18 protein-coding genes and 1 riboswitch are annotated in these 22,243 nt (G+C 70.5%); of the genes, 12 read left to right on the top strand and 6 right to left on the bottom strand.

Translation table 11 applies throughout. The annotated features are described in order from the left end of the window. Positions 1-153: 153 nt before the first annotated feature. From ACFYMC_RS06825 to ACFYMC_RS06815, 3 genes are all read left to right on the top strand, one after another. The gene (locus ACFYMC_RS06825; protein ID WP_388519908.1) at positions 154-969 is read left to right on the top strand and encodes a LytR/AlgR family response regulator transcription factor; all 816 of its coding nucleotides are present in this window, start codon (positions 154-156) and stop codon (positions 967-969) included. 117 nt (positions 970-1,086) lie between these two features. After that, positions 1,087-2,850: a cation acetate symporter gene (locus ACFYMC_RS06820; RefSeq protein ID WP_388519905.1), complete on the top strand. Its 1,764-nt coding sequence runs from the start codon at positions 1,087-1,089 to the stop codon at positions 2,848-2,850. Beyond that, on the top strand, positions 2,847-4,052 hold the full coding sequence (locus ACFYMC_RS06815) for a sensor histidine kinase (protein WP_388519902.1): 1,206 nt from the start codon (positions 2,847-2,849) through the stop codon (positions 4,050-4,052). The genes ACFYMC_RS06820 and ACFYMC_RS06815 overlap by 4 nt, the downstream gene beginning before the upstream one ends. Before the next feature lie 41 nt (positions 4,053-4,093). Here the strand turns inward: ACFYMC_RS06815 and ACFYMC_RS06810 are convergent, their stop codons facing one another. Then, the gene (locus ACFYMC_RS06810) at positions 4,094-5,170 is read right to left on the bottom strand and encodes a GDSL-type esterase/lipase family protein (protein WP_388519899.1); all 1,077 of its coding nucleotides are present in this window, start codon (positions 5,168-5,170) and stop codon (positions 4,094-4,096) included. A gap of 395 nt (positions 5,171-5,565) precedes the next feature. Between ACFYMC_RS06810 and ACFYMC_RS06805 the strand changes: the two genes are divergently transcribed. The 4 genes from ACFYMC_RS06805 to ACFYMC_RS06790 all read left to right on the top strand — a co-directional run bounded on the left by ACFYMC_RS06805 (position 5,566) and on the right by ACFYMC_RS06790 (position 10,440). Beyond that, positions 5,566-7,047 (top strand): amino acid permease, encoded by a 1,482-nt coding sequence (locus tag ACFYMC_RS06805; RefSeq protein ID WP_388519896.1) that lies wholly within the window; start codon positions 5,566-5,568, stop codon positions 7,045-7,047. Between the two features lie 10 nt (positions 7,048-7,057). Beyond that, positions 7,058-7,513: an Lrp/AsnC family transcriptional regulator gene (locus ACFYMC_RS06800; protein ID WP_388519893.1), complete on the top strand. Its 456-nt coding sequence runs from the start codon at positions 7,058-7,060 to the stop codon at positions 7,511-7,513. Positions 7,514-7,864: 351 nt separating this feature from the next. Next, complete coding sequence (locus tag ACFYMC_RS06795) at positions 7,865-8,665, top strand: carbon-nitrogen hydrolase family protein (RefSeq protein ID WP_388519890.1); 801 nt, start codon at positions 7,865-7,867, stop codon at positions 8,663-8,665. An 80-nt stretch (positions 8,666-8,745) separates the two neighbouring features. Further along, entirely contained in the window at positions 8,746-10,440 is a 1,695-nt protein-coding gene (locus ACFYMC_RS06790; protein ID WP_388519888.1) for a flavin monoamine oxidase family protein, read from the top strand. Positions 10,441-10,575: 135 nt separating this feature from the next. On the opposite strand, the gene ACFYMC_RS06785 is transcribed toward ACFYMC_RS06790, so the two are convergent. Next, a complete protein-coding gene (locus ACFYMC_RS06785) occupies positions 10,576-11,274 on the bottom strand; it encodes a DUF5995 family protein (protein WP_388519885.1) in 699 nt (232 codons plus the stop codon). 288 nt (positions 11,275-11,562) lie between these two features. Then, complete coding sequence (locus tag ACFYMC_RS06780) at positions 11,563-12,765, bottom strand: MFS transporter (RefSeq protein WP_388519883.1); 1,203 nt, start codon at positions 12,763-12,765, stop codon at positions 11,563-11,565. 345 nt (positions 12,766-13,110) lie between these two features. On the opposite strand from ACFYMC_RS06780, the gene ACFYMC_RS06775 reads away from it, so the two are divergent. After that, positions 13,111-13,689, top strand: coding sequence for a 1,4-alpha-glucan branching protein (locus ACFYMC_RS06775; protein ID WP_388519880.1), 579 nt, complete (start codon positions 13,111-13,113; stop codon positions 13,687-13,689). 39 nt (positions 13,690-13,728) lie between these two features. On the opposite strand, the gene ACFYMC_RS06770 is transcribed toward ACFYMC_RS06775, so the two are convergent. From ACFYMC_RS06770 to ACFYMC_RS06760, 3 genes are all read right to left on the bottom strand, one after another. Then, positions 13,729-14,499, bottom strand: a complete 771-nt coding sequence (locus tag ACFYMC_RS06770; RefSeq protein ID WP_388519877.1) for an SDR family oxidoreductase — start codon at positions 14,497-14,499, stop codon at positions 13,729-13,731. Positions 14,500-14,584: 85 nt separating this feature from the next. Then, a complete protein-coding gene (locus ACFYMC_RS06765) occupies positions 14,585-15,460 on the bottom strand; it encodes an RNA polymerase sigma-70 factor (protein WP_388519874.1) in 876 nt (291 codons plus the stop codon). Between the two features lie 78 nt (positions 15,461-15,538). Continuing rightward, a complete protein-coding gene (locus tag ACFYMC_RS06760; protein ID WP_388519871.1) occupies positions 15,539-17,935 on the bottom strand; it encodes a chitinase C-terminal domain-containing protein in 2,397 nt (798 codons plus the stop codon). Between the two features lie 290 nt (positions 17,936-18,225). Next, positions 18,226-18,356: riboswitch (FMN riboswitch) on the top strand. A 152-nt stretch (positions 18,357-18,508) separates the two neighbouring features. On the opposite strand from ACFYMC_RS06760, the gene ribD reads away from it, so the two are divergent. Genes ribD through ACFYMC_RS06740 form a run of 4 tightly spaced genes read left to right on the top strand, consistent with a single transcriptional unit; the run spans position 18,509 to position 22,223 of the window. Beyond that, positions 18,509-19,633 carry a bifunctional diaminohydroxyphosphoribosylaminopyrimidine deaminase/5-amino-6-(5-phosphoribosylamino)uracil reductase RibD gene (gene ribD, locus ACFYMC_RS06755; protein ID WP_388519868.1) on the top strand — a complete coding sequence of 375 codons (1,125 nt, stop codon included), beginning with the start codon at positions 18,509-18,511 and terminating at the stop codon, positions 19,631-19,633. After that, positions 19,634-20,257 carry a riboflavin synthase gene (locus ACFYMC_RS06750; protein ID WP_388519865.1) on the top strand — a complete coding sequence of 208 codons (624 nt, stop codon included), beginning with the start codon at positions 19,634-19,636 and terminating at the stop codon, positions 20,255-20,257. Next, positions 20,254-20,925: a nicotinamide riboside transporter PnuC gene (locus ACFYMC_RS06745; protein WP_388519862.1), complete on the top strand. Its 672-nt coding sequence runs from the start codon at positions 20,254-20,256 to the stop codon at positions 20,923-20,925. The genes ACFYMC_RS06750 and ACFYMC_RS06745 overlap by 4 nt, the downstream gene beginning before the upstream one ends. Further along, a complete protein-coding gene (locus ACFYMC_RS06740; protein ID WP_388519860.1) occupies positions 20,922-22,223 on the top strand; it encodes a bifunctional 3,4-dihydroxy-2-butanone-4-phosphate synthase/GTP cyclohydrolase II in 1,302 nt (433 codons plus the stop codon). The genes ACFYMC_RS06745 and ACFYMC_RS06740 overlap by 4 nt, the downstream gene beginning before the upstream one ends. Positions 22,224-22,243: the final 20 nt, after the last annotated feature.

Below are 22,243 nucleotides of genomic sequence, written 5' to 3'. Positions count from 1 at the left end.
GGTGCGTCGGCCCGGTCACCGCGGGGTCGGCGCCCTCGCCGGCTCGACGAATCCGGCCGGGCTGGTGGTCAACTCGTCCGCAGCCCGGCCGGAACGGCCGCGGATCACGGCAAGCCCGTCTGCCGTCCTAGAGCGGCCCCTACACTCCGAACCATGTTGCGCGTACTGGCGGTTGACGACGAGAGGCCCCTACTGGAGGAACTCCTCTACCTGTTGCGCGCCGATCCGCGGGTGCGCAGTGCGCAGGGTGCCACGGACGCCACCGACGCGCTCCGTCGCATCACCCGGGCCCTGGATGCCGGGCCGGACGAGGAGGAGGCCATCGACGTGGTCTTCCTCGACATCCACATGGCCGGTCTGACCGGTCTCGACATCGCCAGGCTGCTTGCCGGTTTCGCCCGACCGCCGCTGATCGTCTTTGTCACCGCCCACGAAGGCTTCGCGGTCCAGGCCTTCGACCTCAAGGCCGTCGACTACGTCCTCAAGCCGGTCCGCCCCCAGCGGCTGGCGGAAGCCGTACGGCGGGCCGGCCACCTGGTGGAACTCGCCCGCAGCTCCGCCCAGCCGGCGGCTGCCGTGTCGACCCGGTCGACCTCGACGTCGGGACCCCCGGGGGGCCCGGGTCAGGACGCAGGGGCGGAGCAGATCGCCGTCGAACTCGGTGGGGTGACCCGCTTCCTCCCGATCGGCGACATCCTCCATGCCGAGGCCCAGGGTGACTACGCGCGCCTGCACACCGAGGAAGGCAGCCACTTGGTCCGCATCGCGCTGTCCACACTGGAGGAGCGCTGGTCCGCACGGGGCTTCCTGCGCATCCACCGCCGCCACCTGGTCGCACTGAACCGGATCGAAGAGCTGCGAATGGATTCCGGAGCCACTACCGTCCGGGTCGGCGGGGCCGATCTCACCGTCAGCCGGCGCCACGCCCGTGAACTCCGGGACCTGCTGATGAGGCGGGCCACCGGCTGAGGTCCTGGTCGTGGCCGCACCGCGGGGCGGCCGGAGCTCCGCCCCCCGTCTCCGCAACGGCGGCCCGCCAGTGCGTAGACTCCCGTCACCCTTCAGTTCACGCCCGAGGACGCGCCGGTGAACCAGACGTACGCGCTGACCGCGGTCACCGCGGTCGTCGTGGCCACCGTCCTGGTGGGCGCGCTCGGGCTGCGGATATCCCGCACCACCTCCGACTTCTACGTGGCCTCACGCACCGTCAGGCCACGGTTGAACGCGGCTGCCATCAGCGGCGAGTACCTCTCCGCGGCCTCCTTCCTCGGCATCGCGGGCCTGGTGCTCGTCCAGGGACCCGAAATGCTCTGGTACCCGGTCGGCTACACCGCGGGGTACCTGGTCCTGCTGGTACTGGTGGCCGCCCCGTTGCGGCGCTCGGGTGCCTACACCCTTCCAGACTTCGCCGAAGACCGGCTGGAATCATCTCTGGTGCGCCGTCTCGCCGGGATCTTCGTCGTCGGCGTGGGATGGCTCTACCTGCTGCCCCAACTCCAGGGCGCAGGACTCACCTTGGAGGTCCTGACAGGGGCGCCACGCTGGGTGGGTGGGCTGGTGGTGGCACTGGTGGTGACCGCGACGGTGGCCGCCGGCGGCATGCGCAGCATCACTTTCGTCCAGGCGTTCCAGTACTGGCTCAAACTCACTGCCCTCCTGGTGCCCGCCTTCTTCCTGATCGCGGCCTGGTGTGCCGACGGCGCCCCCAGAGCCGGGTTCGACGCACCCGCCGCCTTCCGCCAGCACACCACCGTACGCATGGCCGACTCCGTCAGCATCACGCTCGAACAACCCCTGACGGTGGGCGTTCTCGGACGCGTGGACGCGACGGAACACCAGGGAGAGCCGGTCCGGCTCGCACCCGGGTCCCACCTGGTCCGGAGCGGGACCACCCTCAGCTTCCCCGCCGGAGCAGCGGTGCCCGCCACCGGGCCCGGCCCCACCGAGAGCGGCTCCAGCCTGTCCGAGCAGTTGCCGGCCACCCGTGAGGGCCACCGTCTCTACGAAACCTACGGGCTGATCCTGGCCACGTTCCTCGGCACCATGGGCCTGCCCCATGTGGCGGTGCGCTTCTACACCAGCCCGAACGGCCGGGCCGCGCGCCGTACCACCTTGGTGGTCCTCGCCCTGGTCGGTGGCTTCTACCTGCTTCCGCCCGTGTACGGTGCGCTCGGCCGGATCTACGTCCCGGAACTCTCCCTCACCAAGGAGGCCGACGCCGCGGTGCTGGTGTTACCCGATCGGATACTCGGCGGGGCCCTCGGTGACCTCCTCGGCGCACTGCTGGCCGGTGGGGCCTTCGCGGCCTTCCTGTCCACCGCCTCCGGGGTGACGATGGCGGTGGCGGGGGTGCTGCACCAGGACGTCCTACGCGCGCCGGGCGGGCGCAGGCTGCCCCTCGGCGCGGGCGCGTTGGGGGTGGGCGCCTTCCGGGCGGCCGTGGCGTTCGCCATGCTCGTGCCGTTGGCTGGAAGCGTGGTGGCCACCGAAGTGCCCGTCGCGGACGCGGTGGGGCTCGCCTTCGCCGTCTCCGCCTCCTCCTTCTGCCCCCTGCTGGTGCTTGGCATCTGGTGGCGCGGACTCACCGCGCCCGGCGCCGTCGCCGGACTGCTGGGCGGGGGCGGCGCAGCGCTGGGAGCCGTGATGGCCACCCGGGCGGGTCTCGCTCCGACGGGGTGGACACACACGCTGCTGGCCTGGCCCGCGGTGTGGTCGGTGCCCCTCGGCTTCAGCACCATGGTGCTGGTCTCCCTCGCCACCCGTTCCCGCATACCGGCGGGCACGGCTGCCACGCTGGCCAGGCTGCACCTGCCGGAGGGCTTCGCCTCGGACCGAGGGGCGGAGCGGTGACGGGGGCGCTGGTCGCGGCACTCACTGTCGGCGCCCTCCTCCTGGGGCTCGGATTCGTGCTGGGCCGCCGCCATCACTGCCCAGACGAGGGGGCCGGTGCCGACCTGGGAACCCCGGTGGAGAGGGCCACTTTCCACACGCTGCACACGGCTTCGCTCGCCGCGCCTTCGCTGCGGGGTGGACTCACCGGGGAGGCAGCCGGCAAGGCGGCCGGACGGCTGCGGTCCCTCCTGGGCACCGAGGCGCTGTGTCTGACCGACCGGGAAACGGTGCTCGCCTGGGACGGCCCCGGTGCGGCCCACCACGCGGGGGAGGTGATGGCGAAGGTGGCGGCCCTGTTGGAGACCGGGCGCAGCGAGAACCTGGCGGCTCGCTGCCTGGACCCGAGCTGCACCCTGCGCTGGGTGGTCATCGCCCCACTGACGGGGGAGGAAGGGGTACTGGGCGCGCTCGTCGCCTATGGATCGCGGGAATCGGCGGTGCTGGCGAGGGCGGCCACGGAAGTGGCACGGTGGGTGTCGGTGCAGTTGGAGCTCTCCGAGCTGGACCGTTCCAGGACCCGGCTGATGGAGGCGGAGATCCGGGCGCTGCGGGCTCAGATCTCGCCTCACTTCATCTTCAACTCGCTGGCGGCGATCGCGTCCTTCGTGCGTACCGACCCCGAGCGGGCCCGTGAACTGCTGCTGGAATTCGCTGACTTCACCCGCTACTCGTTCCGCAAGCACGGGGACTTCACCACCTTGGCCGAGGAACTGCGCTCCATCGAGCAGTACCTGGCGCTGGCCGGGGCGCGCTTCGGCGACCGACTCACGGTGACCTTGCAGGTGGCCCCCGAGGTGCTGCCGGTGGCACTGCCGTTCCTGTGCCTTCAGCCCCTGGTGGAGAACGCCGTCAAGCACGGGCTGGAGGACTCCCGCCACGGTTGCCGGATCACCATCGCGGCCCGGGACGCGGGCGCGGAGGCGGTCGTCACCATCGACGACAACGGGGTCGGGATGGACCCCGCGTTGTTGCGCCGCATCCTGGCCGGTCAGGCGCCGACCGCGACCTCGGGCGTCGGGCTGCCCAATGTCGATGAGCGGCTGCGTCAGGTGTACGGGGACGATTTCGGACTGGTCGTGGAGACGGCGGTCGGAGCCGGGATGAAGGTCACGGTGCGGCTGCCCAAGTACCGGGCGGGCGTACGCTCCGACGGTTGCTGAAGCGGGGGCGTGTGCCGCGTACCGCTTTCGGGTCCTGCTCATCAGGCGGCACGAGGGCGCCCGGTGGGCCCGGGGCGCGGCGAGGGCGCGGTGAGCGTGCGCAGCGCATCGGTGACCGACTTGCCGAGCACGGCGTGGCCGGCGTCGTTGGGGTGTAGGCCGTCAGCGAGGTGATCGGGTTCCAGCAGGTCACGGCCGGGGAGCAGGGCGAGTGCGCGGTCGCCGGTGGCAGCCCGGTCGTTGACGGCGCGTTCCATCGCATCGCGCAGGGCCCCAAGGCCGGCCCCCAGGCGGTTGGGAGTGTCTTCGGCTTCCGGACGCAGCAGCGGGGAGAGCACCAGGAGGGGGGTGTCGGGGTGGCCCTGTCGCACTATTTCGAGGAAGGCCCGGGTCGTCTCGTACATCAGGCCGGCGGAACTGGGGCTCTGGGACCAGCAGTTGGTTCCCCAGGCGAGAGTGAGGACGTCGGCGGGGAGTCTCGCCAGCTGTTCCGCGAGGGCGAGTTCGCCGCGGGCGCCGCCCGCGTAGCCGAGGTTGACGGTGTCCCAGCCGAGCGCCCGCCCGGCCACGGCGGTCCACCCGTGGGCGGGGCGGGTGGACCACCAGCCCTCCGTGATGGAGTCCCCGTGGACCACCCAGCGAGGTCCGCGGGGTGCCGGGGCCAGCGCGCCACCCACCGCGCGCACGCCCAGCAGCTGCGGCGACCGGGCCTGCGGTGGGTGCACGATGTAGGGTCCCCGGCCCGGTGGCAGGTCGATTCGGACACTGGCCTGGCCCGCGGGGTCGACGCACACCTCGTTGAGCACTCCGGCGCTGTTCCACAGGGTGAAGACGTGGGCGAGGCCGCGTAGCCCGTCGGTGGGCCCGGGCGGGGCTGCCCGATAGCGGATCTCCACCGCGTGGGCGGTCTCGGTGGCGAACTCCAGGCGCACTCCGATGGGCAGGGCGGCCCGTTCCCCGGTGTCCCAGGGCAGTCGGGCAAGGTCGGCGGGATCGGCGCGCACCGGTCGGCCCTGGTCCAGCCAGGCCACCCCGCGCAGGTAGGGCGCCGGGTCCTGCCATCCCTGCCCGTGGTGGTCGCTCTCGTTCCGGTCGTGTTCCTCGCCCCGTGCGCTCACCGCTCGCCTCCGCAGTCCGCCCCGCCGCCCCGTCCAGGCCCGGCTCCAGGCTGCTGCCCGGTGACGTACGGGTCCACACCGCGCCGTTCACCGGTGTGGTGCCGCTGGTCCCTGGGTGGCCGTGGCCAAGGCCCGGTGGGGCCGCTGTGCACCGATCGATCATTGATGCGCAACAAACACCCATCTGTTCCGGTTGCGCGCAATGATCACGCGCGTATGCGCAAGGTTGGTGCATTACGGGCGCGGGAGACAGCTCATAGGCTCACTCCTCGTACGTGGAGTGGCGCGACCGCCTGCTCGGCGGTCCCCCCTGCCTCGGCCATGCCTGGCCCTCGCCTGCTCACGGACCGCCCGGTCGCTGCCTGTCGAATCCCCGCAGTGAGAAGGAGTCCCCGGTGTTGGACCAAGGCCAAGCGCCGCCCGTCGCCCCCCAGCCGGACGGCGGAGCCCGCCGATCGGGCAGTCCGTTGCTGCGCCGCAAGCCGGTGGAGCAGTTGGTCGCGGAGGGAGGCCAGGGCGAGGGCGGCACACTGCGGCGCTCGCTCACGATGTGGCAGCTGACGATGATCAGCATCGGCGCCACCCTGGGCACCGGAATCTTCGTCGTGTTGGGCGAGGCCACCCCGCTGGCCGGCCCGGCGGTGGCGATCTCCTTCGTCATCGCAGGTCTGACCGCACTGTTCTCCGCCCTCTCGTACGCGGAGCTGGCCGGTTCCATCCCGGTGTCCGGGTCCTCCTACTCCTATGCCTACGCCACCATGGGTGAGCTCATCGCCTGGGTCTGCGGCTGGTGTCTGGTCCTTGAGTACGGTGTCTCCGTGGCCGCGGTGGCGGTCGGCTGGGGCGAGTACCTCAACGAACTGCTGGACGGCACGATCGGCCTGACCATCCCCGAAGGGATCTCCGCCCCCCTGGGCGAGGGCGGGTTCGTGAACCTGCCGGCGCTGGTCGTCGTCCTGCTGGCGATGCTCTTCCTGGTACGCGGGGCCAAGGAGAGCGCCCGGGTCAACACGATCATGGTCGTTGTGAAGATCGTGACCCTGCTGCTCTTCATCGGCATCGGCGTCATGGGCATCAAGGCGGGCAACTACGCCCCCCTGGCCCCCCTGGGCATGACCGGCATCAACGCCGCCGCGGCCACGCTGTTCTTCTCCTACATCGGCTTCGACGCCGCCTCCACCGCTGGTGAGGAAGCCAAGAACCCCAAGCGGGACCTACCGCGGGCGATCATGCTCTCCCTGGGCATCGTCACCGTCCTCTACTGCCTGGTGGCCCTGGTCGCCGTCGGCGCCATGCCCTGGCAGGACTTCGAGGGGACCGAGGCGGCGCTCGCACAGATCATGAAGGACGTCACCGGCCACAGCTTCTGGGGTGTGGTCCTGGCCGCCGGAGCCGTGGTGGCCATCGCCTCCGTGGTCTTCGCCGTCCTCTACGGCCAGACCCGCATCCTCTTCGCGATGTCCCGGGACGGACTGGTGCCCAAGGTGTTCGCCAAGGTGAATCCTCGCACCGGCGCCCCCCGCGCCAACGTGATCATCGTCTCATTGTTCTGCGGCACGCTGGCCGCGTTCATCCCGCTGGGTGAACTGGCCAACGCCACCAGCATCGGCACTCTCTTTGCCTTCGCTCTGGTGAACGTCGCCGTGGTCATCCTGCGCTATCGGCGCCCGGAGATGAACCGCACCTTCAAGGTGATGCTCTTCCCCGTCACGCCGATCCTCGGGTTCGTCGCCTGCCTCTACAACATGTGGGGCCTGCCGCTCGCCACCTGGATGGTCTTCGGCGGCTGGATGATCGCGGGCCTCGTGTTCTACTTCCTTTACGGCATCCGCCGCTCCCGTCTGGCCACGGCAGAGGTGGCCTCAGCAGAGAAGTGATCCACCCGCAGTGCGACTGAACGATCTCGACGAACGCATCGTGCACGCCCTCGCCGAGGACGCCCGCCGCTCCTACGCGGACATCGGCTCCGAGGTGGGCCTGTCCGCACCCGCCGTGAAACGGCGGGTGGACCGGCTGCGGTCCGAAGGCGCCATCACAGGCTTCACCGTCCGGGTGGATCCGGCGGCCATGGGCTGGGAGACCGAGGGGTTCGTCGAGATCTACTGCCGCCACAACACCTCGCCGGACGACATCCGGCGGGGGCTGGAGCGGTACCCCGAGGTGGTGTCCGCGTCCACCGTCACGGGTGACGCGGACGCCGTCGTGCAGGTCTTCGCCTCCGACATGCGCCACTTCGAGCGGGTCCTGGAGCGGATCGCCGGGGAACCCTTCGTCGAGCGGACCAAGTCCGTCCTGGTGCTCTCCCCGCTGCTGCGCCGTTTCTCCTCCGGCGCGCCCACCTAAGGCCGAGCCCTTAGGTCCCCGGCGGGCGCACGACGACGGCCACGGCACCTCGCCGCGTCTTCGGCGCGGACCGGTCCGGTTTCCCGGCGGGTACGCGATGGAGGCCAGGGCGCCCCAAGCCCGCCCCAGCACGTCCCTGCGAACGGCCCCTGCGGGGGCCGTTCGTGCAGGTGGGCGACGGAATGCGAGGGAAGATCACCAATGCCACGCAATGAATCGCCGCGGGGCTCGACCAACACGCAACGAATCGAGCGTCGCCGCGCAACGGTGGCGCCTTGTCCGTGGAGAACCACGAAACGTACCGTCTAAAGGTCACCTCTCACCCCACCACGCGACTGCCGAGGTCCCGCCATGCCGCTGCGCACCGCCCTCCTCCAGAGCTCCGGACGGCTCGGCCAGGTCGCCGACAACCTGAAGGCGCTGGACGAGGCCGCCGCGCGCGCCGCGCAAGCGGGTGCTGGGCTGCTGGTGACCTCCGAGCTGTTCCTCACCGGCTACGCCCTCGGTGAGCAGGTGGCGACGCTCGCCGAGCCTGCCGACGGACCTTCCGCACAAACCGTCGCGGACCTCGCCCGTCGCCACGGACTCGCCGTCCTGTACGGCTACCCGGAGCGGGACCCGGTGACCGGAGCCGTCCACAACTCCGCGCAGTTGGTGGACCGCGAGGGGCGGGCGCTGGCGAACTACCGCAAGACCCATCTCTTCGGCTGCTACGAGCAGGAACAGTTCACCCCCGGCGAGGCCACGGTCGTCCAGGCCGAACTCGACGGCCTCCGCATCGGCATCCTGATCTGCTACGACGTGGAGTTCCCGGAGAACGTGCGCTCGCACGCGCTCGCCGGAACGGACCTGCTGCTGGTGCCCACCGCGCAGATGCACCCCTTCCAGTTCGTCGCCGAACAGATGGTGCCGGTCCGCGCCTTCGAGAACCAGATGTACATCGCGTATGTCAACCGCACCGGTCCCGAAGCGGAGTTCGAGTTCGTCGGGCTGAGCTGCCTGGCCAGTCCGGACGGTGCCACCCGCGCCCGCGCCGGTCGCGGCGAGGAGTTGGTCTACGGCGAGGTCGACCCGGTGCTGCTCGCTGCTTCCCGTGAGCACAACCCGTACCTGCGGGACCGGAGGCCGGGCTTGTACGCCTCGCTCATCTGATCCGACCCGCCCGGCCCGTCCGCCGGGAGCCCCGCCTCCCGCCCCCTGTTTTGAGCCTTACCGCGCAAGGAGTCCGACCCATGACGTCCACGGTCCCCACCGCCGTCCCGCACGCCGACGGCCAGCCGCCGATCACCATGTTCGGGCCGGACTTCCCCTATGCGTATGACGACTTCCTCGCTCACCCGGCCGGCCTGGGTCAGATCCCGGCCACCGAGCACGGAGCCGAGGTCGCGGTCATCGGCGGCGGTCTGTCCGGCATCATCTCCGCGTACGAGCTGATGAAGATGGGGCTGAAGCCGGTCGTCTACGAGGCGGACCAGATCGGCGGGCGACTGCGCACCGTCGGCTTCGAGGGCACCGAGGGCGACCTGACCGCCGAAATGGGCGCCATGCGTTTCCCGCCGTCCTCCACGGCGCTCCAGCACTACATCGACCTGGTGGGCCTGGTCACGGAGCCCTTCCCGAACCCGCTGGCCGAAGCCACCCCCTCCACCGTGGTCGACCTCAAGGGTGAGACCCACTACGCCGAGACCATCGCCGACCTGCCGCAGGTCTACCGCGACGTGGCCGCCGCGTGGAACGCCTGCCTGGAAGAGGGCGCCGACTTCTCGGACATGAACACGGCCATGCGGGAGCGCGACGTTCCGCGGATCCGGGAGATCTGGGCCAAGCTCGTCGAGAAGCTGGACAACCAGACCTTCTACGGCTTCCTCTGCGAGTCGCAGTCCTTCAAGTCCTTCCGCCACCGTGAGATCTTCGGGCAGGTCGGTTTCGGTACCGGCGGTTGGGACACCGACTTCCCCAACTCCATCCTGGAGATCCTGCGCGTCGTCTACACCGAGGCCGACGACCACCACCGCGGCATCGTCGGCGGATCCCAGCAGCTGCCGCTGCGCCTGTGGGAGCGCGAGCCCGAGAAGATCGTCCACTGGGCCCAGGGCACCTCTCTCGCGACCCTCCACGAGGACGGTGCCCCGCGCCCGGCCGTGACCCGGTTGCACCGCACCGCGGGAAACCGCATCACGGTGACCGACTCCTCCGGTGACATCCGCACCTACCGTGCGGCGATCTTCACCGCCCAGTCCTGGATGCTGCTGTCCAAGATCGCCTGCGATGACTCGCTCTTCCCGATCGACCACTGGACGGCGATCGAGCGCACCCACTACATGGAGTCCTCCAAGCTCTTCGTCCCGGTCGACCGGCCGTTCTGGCTGGACAAGGACGAGGAGACCGGCCGTGACGTGATGTCGATGACGCTCACCGACCGGATGACCCGCGGCACCTACCTGCTGGACAACGGCCCGGACAAGCCGGCCGTGATCTGTCTCTCCTACACCTGGTGCGACGACAGCCTCAAGTGGCTGCCACTGTCCGCGAACGAGCGGATGGAGGTCATGCTGAAGTCCCTCGGCGAGATCTACCCCAAGGTGGACATCCGCAGCCACGTCATCGGTAATCCGGTCACCGTCTCCTGGGAGAACGAGCCCTACTTCATGGGCGCCTTCAAGGCGAACCTGCCGGGCCACTACCGCTACCAGCGGAGGCTGTTCACCCACTTCATGCAGGACCGCCTCCCCGAGGACAAGCGGGGCATCTTCCTGGCCGGCGATGACATCTCCTGGACCGCCGGCTGGGCGGAGGGCGCGGTGCAGACCGCCCTCAACGCGGTGTGGGGGGTCATGCACCACTTCGGTGGCAAGTCCGACACCACCAACCCCGGCCCCGGCGACCTGTACGAGGAGATCGCCCCGGTAGAGCTGCCCGAGGACTGATCCCGCGCTGGCCCCACCAACCACGGGCCGCACCCGCGCGGTCAGGTCCCCCTCGCGAACGGCACAACCGGACGCGAGGGGGACGGTACCCGGTGCGGGGGCGGCTCGTTTCCATGTCCTGCGGGGTGCCGGTGCTCAGCCCGTCGGTGTCAGCAGACAGCGCCCGACCAGGCCGACCCCCGCATCGAGGGTTTCGGTGAACTCCTCTGCCAGCTCGGGTGCCTCACGCAGGTTCCACAACAGGCGCGCCGCCGCCCAGGCACCGTCGCGGGCGCGTTCCAGGCTCCAGGACCCGATCAGATGGGTCAGCGGGTCGGCGATCTCCAACAGGTCCGGGCCCGGCATCACCTCCTCCCGGATCCGCTCCTCCAGCACGACGAGGGCCTCGCCCACCCGGTCGTAGTCCCTTTCCAGGGCTGCTGGTTCGCACTCCAGAGCAGAGCAGGCGGACACCACCGCGAGTGCCAGGTCGACTCCGATGTGCGCATTGATCCCGGCGAGCGCGTGTTGAAGGGGGCGCACCCCCGGATGGCGGCGGTACTGGAACAGCGGGCGCCAACAGGCGGGGACCCGGCGCCCCTCCGTGGCCGCGTCCACCGCGTCGAGGTAGCGTCCGGCGAAGCGGACGCTCAGCTCCGCGGCCGAATGCGTGGACGGGAACAGACCGTCCCGCATCCGCTGCCGTAACTCCCGGGTGACGCTGAGGTAGACCCGGTTGAACACCGCGACCCCGTCTCGTGGAGGCAGCCGCCGTTCAAGCGATCGCATCCGTGCGACCACCTCGTCCAACGCCCGGTCGGGAGGGCCGTCCAGCACCGTTGTTGTGTACGCCATCAGATTCCTAGCGAGAGGACCCTCGGCCCGAGCCGAGGGGGGAATCGCTTCCCTGGCCTGCAGTGGTCTTTTGCCGCCCGGTAGGGGTCGATCGGGCCGGACCTCGGCCCCCGGGCGACAAGCCCGCGGTTGCGGCGCTTCGGTCACGGGTGCAGGTTTCCAGCCGGGCGGGTGCCCGAGGTGGTTTTACGCCGGGGCTTCGCCGGTTCGGGCGAAGCGCGTCAGACGCGCGCGCCCCCGCCGAAACCGGCGACGCCCTCGTCCGCAGCCGCCCGCAGGCCGAACCTGCTAAGGGCGCAGCACGCCAGCTTCGCTGGGGCCCGACTTCGGCTCCGGCCGACGAAGCATCGCAGCACCGGCGACCAGTCCGAGGGTCAGGCCGGTCACCAGCGTGAAGGAGACCACCAAGGAGCTGGCGTCGGCGACGGCCCCGATCGCGGAGGGCGCGATCAGCCCCGAGGCGTACGTGATGGTGGCGACGCCGGCGAGGGCCTGGGCCGGCGCGGGTCCGCTGCGGGCCGCGGCGGCGAAGACCAGGGGGACCACCACGGCCACGCCCAGGCCGATCAGCGCGAACCCGGTCAGGGCCGTAGCGGGCTGCCCGCCCCACACGACCAGGACTCCGCCGAGGGCGGCCAGTACCCCGCCCGCCCGCACCGTCGGGACCGGCCCGAACCGGTCCACCACCCGGTCGCCGAGGAGCCTGGCCACCGCCATGGTCAGCGCGAACGCCGTGGTGGAGGCGGCGGCGAGGCCGGGGGAGGCGTGCAGCACGCTCCCCAGGTAGACCGCCGACCAGTCCAGTCCCGCCCCCTCCGCGAACACGGCGCAGAAGCCGACCAGGCCGATCAGCAGTGCCGCCCGTGGTGGCGCGGCGAAACGCGGCGGGGGCTCGGCGTCCGGCGCACTGCGCAGATCGAGCAGCCCGCGGCAGGCGATCAGCCCCGCGGCGGTGAGCAGCGTCGCCGCGAGCGCATGATGGATCGGGGCGTCCATCTCGACGTGTGCTGCCAGCGCACCGGCTGCGGAGCCGGCGAGGGCACCCACGCTCCACCGGCCGTGCAGGCCGGACATGATCGAGCGGCCCAGCCGGTTCTCGGTCTCCACTCCCAGGGCGTTCATAGCCACGTCGGACAGCCCGGACACCGCCCCGTACACGAACAGGGCGGTGCACAGGCCCACGAGACCCGATGCCAGTCCCGGCAGGACCAGTGAGGCGGTCCACAGGGCCAGCAACAGCCGCAGGGCCCTACGGGCGCCCAAGCGGTGGTTGACCCGACCGGCCAGGGGCATCGCCATGGCGGCCCCGACGGCCGGGAAGGCGAGGGCGAGGCCCAGTTGGCCGGGGCTGAGCGAGCTGTGCTCCTGGAGCCAGGGGATGCGGGCGGCGAAGCTGCCGGTAACCGCCCCGTGCACACCGAACACGGCGGCCACGGCCCTGTGCGCGCGTCGGAGACCGTGCGCGGCGGTGCGGCTCTCGCCAACGGTCATGGTGACTCCTTCATGGATACCCCGGCCCATTGGCCCGGGGGAAAACGGGGCTCCTGCGGAGCGGGGGGCCGGTTCGCCGTTGGGGTTCAGCGGCGTCCGACACAACTATCGGCAGTGCGTCACGCCGGCGCGCACCTGGCCCCAGGTGGTCCTCCGTGCGGGCGAGGCGATTCCGAGCGGCCGGGAGCACCTCCCGCCCCACCATGCGCCGGGGGTCCCAGCGCTTTGTCTCTCAACCGCCAAGTAGGGCGCGCAGAAGCACGCTTGCGGTGCCGCGGGTAGATTTCTGACACCGCCCGTCGAAGGACGGGCGGTGACCGGTGAACCACATCTGAGGGAGCATTCGTGGCCGTGATCCACCGCACCACCCTGACGCCCACCAAGCTGGAACTGCTCGCCGAGTGGATACCGAAGCAGAACTGGTACCAGAGCGGACCTGCGGAGCCGGAGCTGGCCAGGGCCGGTGGTTTCCGCCTAGACGATCCGTTGGGAGAGGTGGGCATCGAGCTGATGGTCGTGGCGGACACCGCGTGGCCGGAGCCGGTGGCCTACCTGGTGCCGCTGGCCTACCGCGGCGCGGCGTTGCCGAACGCCCCGGCCGAGGCGTTGATCGGTACGGCCGAGCACGGGGTGCTCGGTACCCGCTGGATCTACGACGGGGTGCAAGACCCTGTGGTGATGGAGCAGTTGGGTGCGCTCTTGCTGGGCAGCACGACAGCCCAGCACCAGAGCGAGAGCCACACCGCCGACCCGACCGTCACCGTGTCCGGCGCCGGACCGTCGGACGGGCTTCACGTGCGGGTCAACCGGGTCCTACAGCCGGCGGTGGCCGTACCGGCGGCGCCCGCACACCTCGTGGCCGGGTGGACCTGGCCGGACGGAACGCCCGCCCGGGCAGTGGTGGCGGCTTTTGAACCGAGTTGAGGGCGCGCGCCGGTGGGCCGGGGCGTGGCGGTACGCGACTCAGCTGCCGGCGCCGGACCGCCGCCGTTGGCCGCTCGGGTACCTGCGGTGCAGGAAGTCCTCCCAGGTGCCGCTGCCCTCGGCGTGGGTGGGGGTGAGATTGTCGCCGTTTCGGAACGCGGCCATGGTCTTGCCGGGGATCGGGACCTGGAGCACCGGGCGGCGGCGGCCGGTGGCCCTCAGGTAGGCGCGGGCCAGCTCGGGCAGCGTCCGCACCTGCGGTCCGCCCATGTCGGGCACCCTGCCGGCGGGAGCGGCGGCGGCGAGCCCCGCGAGCCGGTCGGCGACCTCCGCCACTTCCACTGGCTGGATCCGTAGGCCCGCCGGCAGCATCATCACCGGCAACTTCGCTGCCGTTGAGACCAGTTGGTGCACCAGTTCGTGGAACTGGGTGGTGCGCAGTACCGTCCAGCCCAGACCGGAGCCTTCGACCAGCTGCTCGACGTGGTGCTTCGTGCGGTAGTAGCCCAACGGGATGCGGTCCACGCCCACGATGGAGATGTACACCAGGTGCCTGACGCCGTGGGCTCTGGCGGCGTCGATGAGGTGTGCGGCGGCCTTCTCGTCGCCTCCTGAGGGACTGCTGGCACAGTGGACGATCGTGTCCACCGAGGCCACCGCCGTGTCCAGTCCGCTGCCGTCGCGGAGGTCCACCGCGTACGGCTGGGCGTGGCGGCTCAGTACCCGCACTTCGTGCCCGGCGGAGCGCAACCGCGCGCAGACCAGGCTGCCCAGCGTTCCGGTGCCTCCGGTGACCAGGATGGTGCCCATGAGGATGCTCCTGACTCTCGCTGCTGTCCGGTCGTGCGACCGGCCTTCACCCGCTGGGATTGGGCAGCGGTCGGGAATGTGACACTCAGGCCGCCTGGGACGACAGGAACCGTAGCTTCTCCGGGTTGACCACCACGCGCAGGCTGCTGACCTGCCCGCCGCTGCTTTCGAATACCAGTACGGCGGCTGCCGGGCGTCCGATGAGCAGGGCCGGCGCCCCGTTCACTTCGGCGGGGCAGAAGTCCAGCCCGGCGGTGTAGCGCTGTGCGAGTCCCGCCAGCAGCCGGGCGACCTTGTCGCGGCCGTGGACCGGGCGCCTGGCGGCGTTGACGCCCCGTCCGCCGTCCGCGGTGTAGACCACCTCGTCCGCCAGCAGTTGCTCCAGTCCGGCCAGGTCGCCCCCCTGCGCCGCCTTCGTGAAGCGATCCACCAGGTCGCGCAGCTGGTCCGGGTCCGCTTGGAACCGGGGGCCCGCGGCCGTGATCCGCTGGGCAGCCCGCCGGTAGCGCTGGCGGCAGTTCGCCTCGGTGAGGTCGAGCAGGCCGGCGATTTCCCGATGGCTGTAGGAGAAGGCCTCCCGCAGCACGTAGACCGCGCGTTCCACCGGGCTCAGTCGTTCCAGGAGGAGGAGCAGCGCCAGGGAGACCTGTTCGCGCTGTTCTGCGCTCTCCAGGGGGCCGAGTGCTCCGTCAGCGGTGAGCACCGGTTCGGGGAGCCATGGGCCGAGGTACTCCTCGCGCTGGGCACGGGCGGAGGTGAGGCGGTTCAGGCACAGATGGGTGGTGGCTTTCGCCAGCCAGGCCGAGGGATGTTCCACGGACTCCCGGTCGGTGGCGTGCCATCGCAGGTAGGCGTCCTGCACGGTGTCCTGCGCCTCCTGGGCGGAGCCGAGCATGCGGTAGGCGATGCCGAACATGCGGGGGCGGTGGGCCTCGAACTCATCGATCGCTGAACCGGTCACTGTCCGAGCGTGCCAGAGGGCCCGGCGGTTGGTGGCCGCCGGGCCCTGGTTCAACTGCGGGTCGTCACGACCGGGCGGTCAGCAGGCGCCGAGGTCCTGCCAGACGCCCCACTCGCCGGTGCTGCCGGGGGCCTCGTTCTGGGTCCACCACTTGGCCTTCCAGTTGTGGCCGTTGTGGGAGATGACGGAGCCGCCCTGGTAGATGTCGCCCGCCACGTACGCCGCGTTGGTGCAGGTGCCGCCGGGCGGGGTGGTCGGGGGAGTCGTGGGCGGAGTCGTGGGCGGAGTGGTGGGCGGAGTCGTGGGCGGAGTGGTGGGCGGGGTGGTCGGGGGAGTGGTGGGCGGAGTCGTCGACGTTCCGGGTTCGACGACCGTCACACCGCGCGCCAGGTCGCCGGCGATTCCGTACGTCTTGCCGCCGAAGGTGACGGTCCAGTTGGACGGGGTGGAGGTCGGCAGGTAGTAGACGAAGTCCAGCTCCACCGAGGCACCCGGGGCCAGGCTCTGCCAGGCCGGCAACTTCAGGGAGACGCGGTTGTAGTCGCCCTTGAGGCCGCCCACGTTGGTGCCTGTGTGGTCGCTGCGCAGGACCGTGGTGTTCCAGCCGGACTGGTCCTTGGCGTTGCTCGGTGCGGAGGAAGAGTAGTCGAACTGGAACTCGGTGCCGCCGGGCAGCGCGGTACCGGTGTTGTTGGTGATCTTTAGTTTGGGGCTGATCGGGTAGTTGGAGTCACCGAGCGGGAACTGGCCGAAGTCCACGTCCACGTTGATGGCCTCGGTCGGCATCTCGATGGTGGCCCGCTCGGCCCCGTAGGGCGTTGCGTTCTTGAACTTCTCGTACATCGCCGTGGTGAGCGTGTCACCCATCTCGTACTGGCCCTTGGCCGCGTTCCAGCCGTAGTCGCCGGCCAGCTCCCACACCATGGTGCCGCCGATGCCCTTGTCCACCACATAGTCGGCCTTGGCCTTGACGGACTGCTCGTCCTCGGTGGAAAGGAAGACCTTCTTCTGCGCGTTCCACAGCCACGGGGCGACCAACGTCGCATCGTACTTGCGGGCGTAGGTGCCGGTCAGCGTCGTGTTCGCCGGGAAGCCGTACTGGGTGACGTAGTCGCCGACCACGCCCTTCTCCAGGTTCTTGGCGTGCCACATCGGGTTGGAGCCGGCCGGGGACTCCTTGCCGTTGGTGTCCTTGTCGTGCCAGAGGTTGTCGATGCCGACGGCCCCGTCCCCGCACTTGGTCAGGCCGGCTCCGGCCGGGCAGGAGGTCGCCGAGGCCTTGCCCCACAGGCCGTCCGTGCCTCCGGTGACGTTCTTGAAGCCGCGGGTGTAGTAGGGCAGGCCGATGTTGATGCGGCCGGCCGGCATCGAGCCGCGGAAGTAGTGGTAGGCCCAGTCGGTGTTCAGGTAGCCGATGCCGCCGTACTGGGAGGTGGAGTACACGCCCGCGGCGGCCAGTTCGCTGTCCTTGCCGTCATCGAAGAGCGAGGCGTTCGGGCCGACGTGCTCGTTCCAGGCACCGTGCAGGTCGTAGGACATGATGTTGACGTAGTCCAGGTACTTCTGCATCTGGAACGTCTCCATGCCGCGCAGCAGGTAGCCGGAGGAGGGCGCGGCGACGGTCAGCAGGTAGTGCTTGCCGTCGGCGGCGCCGGCACGGTCGAGCTTCTCGCGGAGCGTCTTCATCAGGGCCGCGTAGCCCTTGACCAGGCCGGCGCGCCGGGCGTTGGCGAGGCTCCAGTCCAGCGGGTTGCCGGCGTCCTTCATGGTGGTCGGGTACTCGTAGTCGATGTCGACTCCGTTGAACCCGTACTTCTTGATGAAGGAGACCGCGGAGTCCGCAAAGGTGTTGATGCCCGCCTGGTTCACCGAGCCGTCGGCGTTGGTGGCCATCGAGTAGAAGCCGCCCGAGTCCACTCGGTCCCCGTTGTCGGCGAAGTAGCCGCCGGTCTCGGCCCAGCCGCCGACCGACACCAGCGTCTTCACCTGCGGGTACTGCTTCTTGTACTTGGTCAGCAGGTTGAAGTGGCCTTGGTAGGGCAGCGTCGGGTCCATTTCGGCGCCGGCCACCCCGGGCCAGGTCATGCCGGTCGCCGCGTTGTTCGGGCCGTCGCTGCCGACCGAGATCTTGTTGTCGGAGCCGACGTGTGCGAAGGCGTAGTTGAGGTGCGTGACCTTCTTCCACGGGATGTCGCTGGCGAGGTAGGCAGGCGTGCCGTCCTTGCCGGTGCGCCAGCCTGTGAAGTATCCGATGACGCGGCGCTGGTGGTCGCCGCCCATGTCCTCGCGGCCGTCGGCGTCGTAGACGGAGCAGTAGGGAACGTCGACACCGGGGGTCTTGTACAAGCCGTCTGGGCGACAGGACTCGTTGTCTGCGGCGTGCGAGACGCCGCCCGAGAGCGATGCGATCAGCATTCCGGCGATGGCGGCGCCGGCAGCCGTGAGCATCGCCCTCGTGCGCGTGGGGGACAGCACGATCGTGCCTCCTGGGAGGTTGGCGGTAGCACAACTGACAGAGGGATGACGCGTGATGGCCCGAGATGTGCGCACATCTGGCGGGCTTTCGGCTCCATGGGGTGACGCAGACATTAAGAGGACTAGACCAGAGCGTCAATAGGTCTGGACCATTGAACCCCTCCGTGATGGGGGGCCGGTTACCGTCGGGAAGGGGGCAGAAGGGAAGGGGGTCCGCCTGTGAGTCAGGCCACAGTCGCCCGCTCGCATGAGCGGCGATCAGTCGTGGCACACTGGCTCTGTACCAGAAGCAGCGCACTCCGGGGTCGGTGTAATTCCGAACCGGCGGTTATAGTCCGCGACCCGTCCGCAGCCAGCGGTCGGTTGACCAGGTGAAATTCCTGGACCGACGGTGAAAGTCCGGATGGGAGGCAGTGCGCGGCGGGCCAGTGATAGGTACGCCGCCTTCGGCGGTTCGTCGTCCGTACGCCACCTCGCGTGACGGATCCACCGAACCACCGGGCTTCGGCGACCACCTGTACAGCTGGTTCCGCTCCTCTGTCGTCACCGACAGGCCCCGGAGTCCGTGCCCCCATGTGGCAGGAGGATCCGGTGGCCGACACCACAGTCGACGCACGCTCCATGCGACGCGCCATCGCGCTCGCGGCCCGCGGTCTGGGTGCGACCAGCCCCAACCCGGTGGTTGGCTGTGTCATCGCCGCCCCTGACGGGACCGTCCTCGGCGAGGGCTACCACCAACGCGCCGGAGGCCCCCACGCCGAGGTCCACGCGCTGCGCGCGGCCGGCGAACGGGCCCGCGGCGCCACGGCCTACGTCACCCTCGAACCCTGCAACCACACCGGACGCACCGGGCCCTGCGCCCGAGCCCTGGTCGACGCCGGAATCAGCCGTGTCGTCTACGCCGTGGCCGACCCCGACCCCCGGGCCACCGGTGGTGGTGCCACCCTGCGCGCGGCCGGCGTCGAGGTCGAGGGCGGGTTCCTCGCCGCCGAGGCCGAGGCGGGCAACACCGCCTGGCTCACCGCCGTACGGCGCGGGCGCCCCTTCGTGACCTGGAAGTACGCCGCCAGCCTCGACGGGCGCAGCGCTGCCGCCGACGGCACCAGCCGCTGGATCAGCTCCGCCGCCTCCCGCGCCGACGTGCACCGGCTGCGGGCCGAGTCCGATGCGGTCGTGGTGGGCTCCGGGACCCTGCGCACCGACGACCCGCACCTCGCGGTGCGCGGCATCGAGGACGTCGTCCAACCGCTGCGGGTGGCCGTCGACGCCCGCGCCGAGGTCCTTGCCACCGCCCGGGTCCTGGACGGCGCGGCGCCCACCGTACTCGTGGTCGGCGACGCAGCCGACACCCGCCACCTGCCCGGCGTGGAACTGCTGCGCCTGCCGCTGCACGCGGGGCGCATCGACGTCCGCGAGCTGCTGGAGCGGCTGTACGCGCGCGGGGTGCGTTCCGTCCTTCTGGAAGGCGGCCCCACGCTGGCCGGAGCCTTCCTCGCCGATGGGGTGGTGGACCGTATCGTCGGCTACCTCGCCCCGGTCCTGCTCGGCGCGGGCCCGGCCGCTCTCGCAGACGCCGAAATCACCACGCTCGCGCAGGCATTGCGCCTGGACGTCACCGAGGTCGTCCCCTTCGGCACCGACCTGCGCATCACCGCGGTCCCGGCCGCCGTTCCCACCGAAGCCCCCAAGGAGCACTGAGTGTTCACCGGAATCGTCGAAGAACTGGGCGAGGTCACCGCAGTCGAGCAGCTTGCGGACGCCTCCCGCTTCCGCCTGCGAGGCCCCCTCGTGACCGAAGGGGCCAAGCACGGTGACTCCATCGCCGTCAACGGCGTGTGCCTGACCGTCGTGGAGAGCGCGGACGGCGAGTTCACCGCCGACGTCATGGCCGAAACGCTGCGGCGCTCCAGCCTCGGCGCCCTCCGTGTCGGTTCCCGCGTCAACCTGGAGCGCCCCATGGCCCTCGGCGGCCGGCTCGGTGGCCACCTGGTGCAGGGGCACGTGGACGGCACCGGAGAGATCCTCTCTCGCACCCCCTCCGAGCACTGGGAGCTCGTCGAGGTGGCCTTGCCCGCCGACCTCTCCCGCTACGTGGTCGAGAAGGGGTCGATCACCATCGACGGAGTGAGCCTCACCGTGGTCGAGGCCGCCGAGACACACCTCACCGTGAGCCTCATCCCCACGACCCTGGCGCTGACCACCCTCGGTCTCAAAGAGATCGGCGACCCGGTCAACTTGGAAGTGGACGTCCTCGCCAAGTACGTGGAACGCCTCCTGGGCGCCGGCGTCGTTCCCACCGCTCAGAGCGGGGACGCCCGATGAGCGCACTGGACTGGCTCGGTTCGCCGGCCTTCGAGGTCTTCCACCAGACGGTCATCTGGTCCGATCTGATCGGCAACACCCTGGGGCTGGTGGCCCTGGCCCTTGGTTGGCGCCGTTCCATATGGACCTGGCCCGCACAGTTGCTGTCCGGCCTGATCCTGGTCGCGGCCTATGCCTCGGCCCACCTCAGCGGCGGGGTCGGCAAACAACTGCTGGTGATCGCGGTGGCGTGCTGGGGTTGGCGCCAGTGGCAGCGCGGCCGGCAGCGGGCCCAGGACGGCACCCTCGCGGTGCGCACCGCCTCCTGGACCGAGCGCGGCCTCCTCTTCGGTGGCGCGGTCCTCGGGACCCTCGCCGTCGGTGGCCTCTTCACCCTCTACCCCTCGCTGTCCTGGAGCCCCTGGGCAGACGCATACATCTTCGTCGGGACGCTCGTCGCGATGATCGCCCAGGCTCGCGGACTGGTTGAGTTCTGGTTCGCCTGGTTGCTGGTCGACCTCGTCGGAGTGCCACTGGCGTTCAACGGCGGACTGGCGTTCTCGGCCCTGGTGTACATCGTGTACTTCGGCCTGGTCGTCTGGGGCGCCTACGACTGGTGGCAGCGCTCCCGCACCAACCACATCCGCCCGCAGGCACACCCCGAGGTCCTGGAAGGAGCGAAGGCATGAACCCCAAGCCCGAGCTGAAGTCCGTACCGGACGTGACCGACGGGGGCGAGAGCTACGTTCTCGACCCCGTCGAGCAGGCGATCCGGGAGATCGCCGCCGGCCGGCCCGTCGTGGTCGTCGACGACGAGAACCGGGAGAACGAGGGAGACCTCGTCATCGCCGCGCAGAAGGCAACGCCCGAGATCGTCGCCTTCATGATGAGCGAATGCCGGGGGCTGATCTGCGCACCGATGGAGGGACCGGAACTCGACCGGCTCGAACTGCCGCAGATGGTCGAGCACAACACCGAGTCCATGCGCACGGCCTTCACCGTCTCGGTGGACGCAACGGCCGAGCACGGCGTCAGCACCGGCATCTCGGCCGCCGACCGGGCCACCACCTTGCGGCTGCTGGCCGACGGTCGCTCCACCGCCGGGGACTTCGTTCGCCCGGGCCACGTCTTCCCGCTGCGCGCCCGCCCCGGTGGCGTCCTGGTCCGCAACGGGCACACCGAGGCCGCCGTGGACCTGGCCCGCCTCGCCGGCCTGCGCCCGGCGGGCGCGATCGTGGAGATCGCCGGCGAGGACGGAGTGATGCTGCGCCTGCCCGAGCTGATCCCCTTCGCCCGCAAGCACGGCCTGACGATCATCTCCATCGAGGACCTGGTCGCCTACCGTCGCTCGGCCGAGCCCACCGTGCGGCGGGAAGCCGAGGTCGCCCTGCCCACCGCCGTCGGTGACTTCACCGCCTACGGTTACCGCTCCACCGTCGACGGGGTCGAGCACGTGGCCCTCGTCCACGGCGAGATCGGCGCGGGTGCCGACGTCCTGGTCCGGATGCACTCCGAGTGCCTGACCGGTGACATCTTCCAGTCCCTGCGTTGCGACTGCGGTCCCCAGCTGCAAGCCTCCATGGAGCGGATCAAGGAAGCCGGCCGGGGAGTCGTCGTCTACCTGCGCGGCCACGAGGGTCGTGGTATCGGCCTCGTCTCCAAGCTGCGCGCGTACGAGCTGCAAGAGCGTGGCCGGGACACCCTGGACGCCAACCTGGAGCTCGGCCTCCCGGCCGATGCCAGGGACTACGGGGCCGGTGCCCAGATCCTCGCCGACCTCGGCGTGGCCAGCGTCCGGCTCCTCACCAACAACCCCGACAAGTCCGCCGCCCTCGTCCGCCACGGCATCGAGGTCACCGGCCGGGAAGCGATGCCGGTCGCCGCCGGCGAGCACAACCTGCGCTACCTACGGACCAAACGCGATCGGATGGGGCACGACCTGCCCTGGCTGGAAGTTCCCGCGGCCTCCGCCTGTGGAAACCAGTGAGCCGGTAGCAAGTCCCGACC

Origin of the sequence: Streptomyces sp. NPDC006879 (assembly GCF_042869595.1) — a bacterium.
Taxonomy (GTDB): Bacteria; Actinomycetota; Actinomycetes; order Streptomycetales; family Streptomycetaceae; genus Streptomyces.
This window is presented reverse-complemented; position numbering and strand designations above follow the sequence as displayed.

What these genes read in the sequence shown, in the direction of transcription:
- ACFYMC_RS06770 (WP_388519877.1), bottom strand. Translation starts at nt 14,499, where the DNA reads ATGGGCACCATCCTGGTCACCGGAGGCACCGGAACGCTGGGCAGCCTG.
- ACFYMC_RS06790 (WP_388519888.1), top strand. Translation starts at nt 8,746, where the DNA reads ATGACGTCCACGGTCCCCACCGCCGTCCCGCACGCCGACGGCCAGCCG.
- ACFYMC_RS06745 (WP_388519862.1), top strand. Translation starts at nt 20,254, where the DNA reads ATGAGCGCACTGGACTGGCTCGGTTCGCCGGCCTTCGAGGTCTTCCAC.
- ACFYMC_RS06785 (WP_388519885.1), bottom strand. Translation starts at nt 11,274, where the DNA reads ATGGCGTACACAACAACGGTGCTGGACGGCCCTCCCGACCGGGCGTTG.
- ACFYMC_RS06795 (WP_388519890.1), top strand. Translation starts at nt 7,865, where the DNA reads ATGCCGCTGCGCACCGCCCTCCTCCAGAGCTCCGGACGGCTCGGCCAG.
- ribD (WP_388519868.1), top strand. Translation starts at nt 18,509, where the DNA reads ATGTGGCAGGAGGATCCGGTGGCCGACACCACAGTCGACGCACGCTCC.
- ACFYMC_RS06825 (WP_388519908.1), top strand. Translation starts at nt 154, where the DNA reads ATGTTGCGCGTACTGGCGGTTGACGACGAGAGGCCCCTACTGGAGGAA.
- ACFYMC_RS06740 (WP_388519860.1), top strand. Translation starts at nt 20,922, where the DNA reads ATGAACCCCAAGCCCGAGCTGAAGTCCGTACCGGACGTGACCGACGGG.
- ACFYMC_RS06780 (WP_388519883.1), bottom strand. Translation starts at nt 12,765, where the DNA reads ATGACCGTTGGCGAGAGCCGCACCGCCGCGCACGGTCTCCGACGCGCG.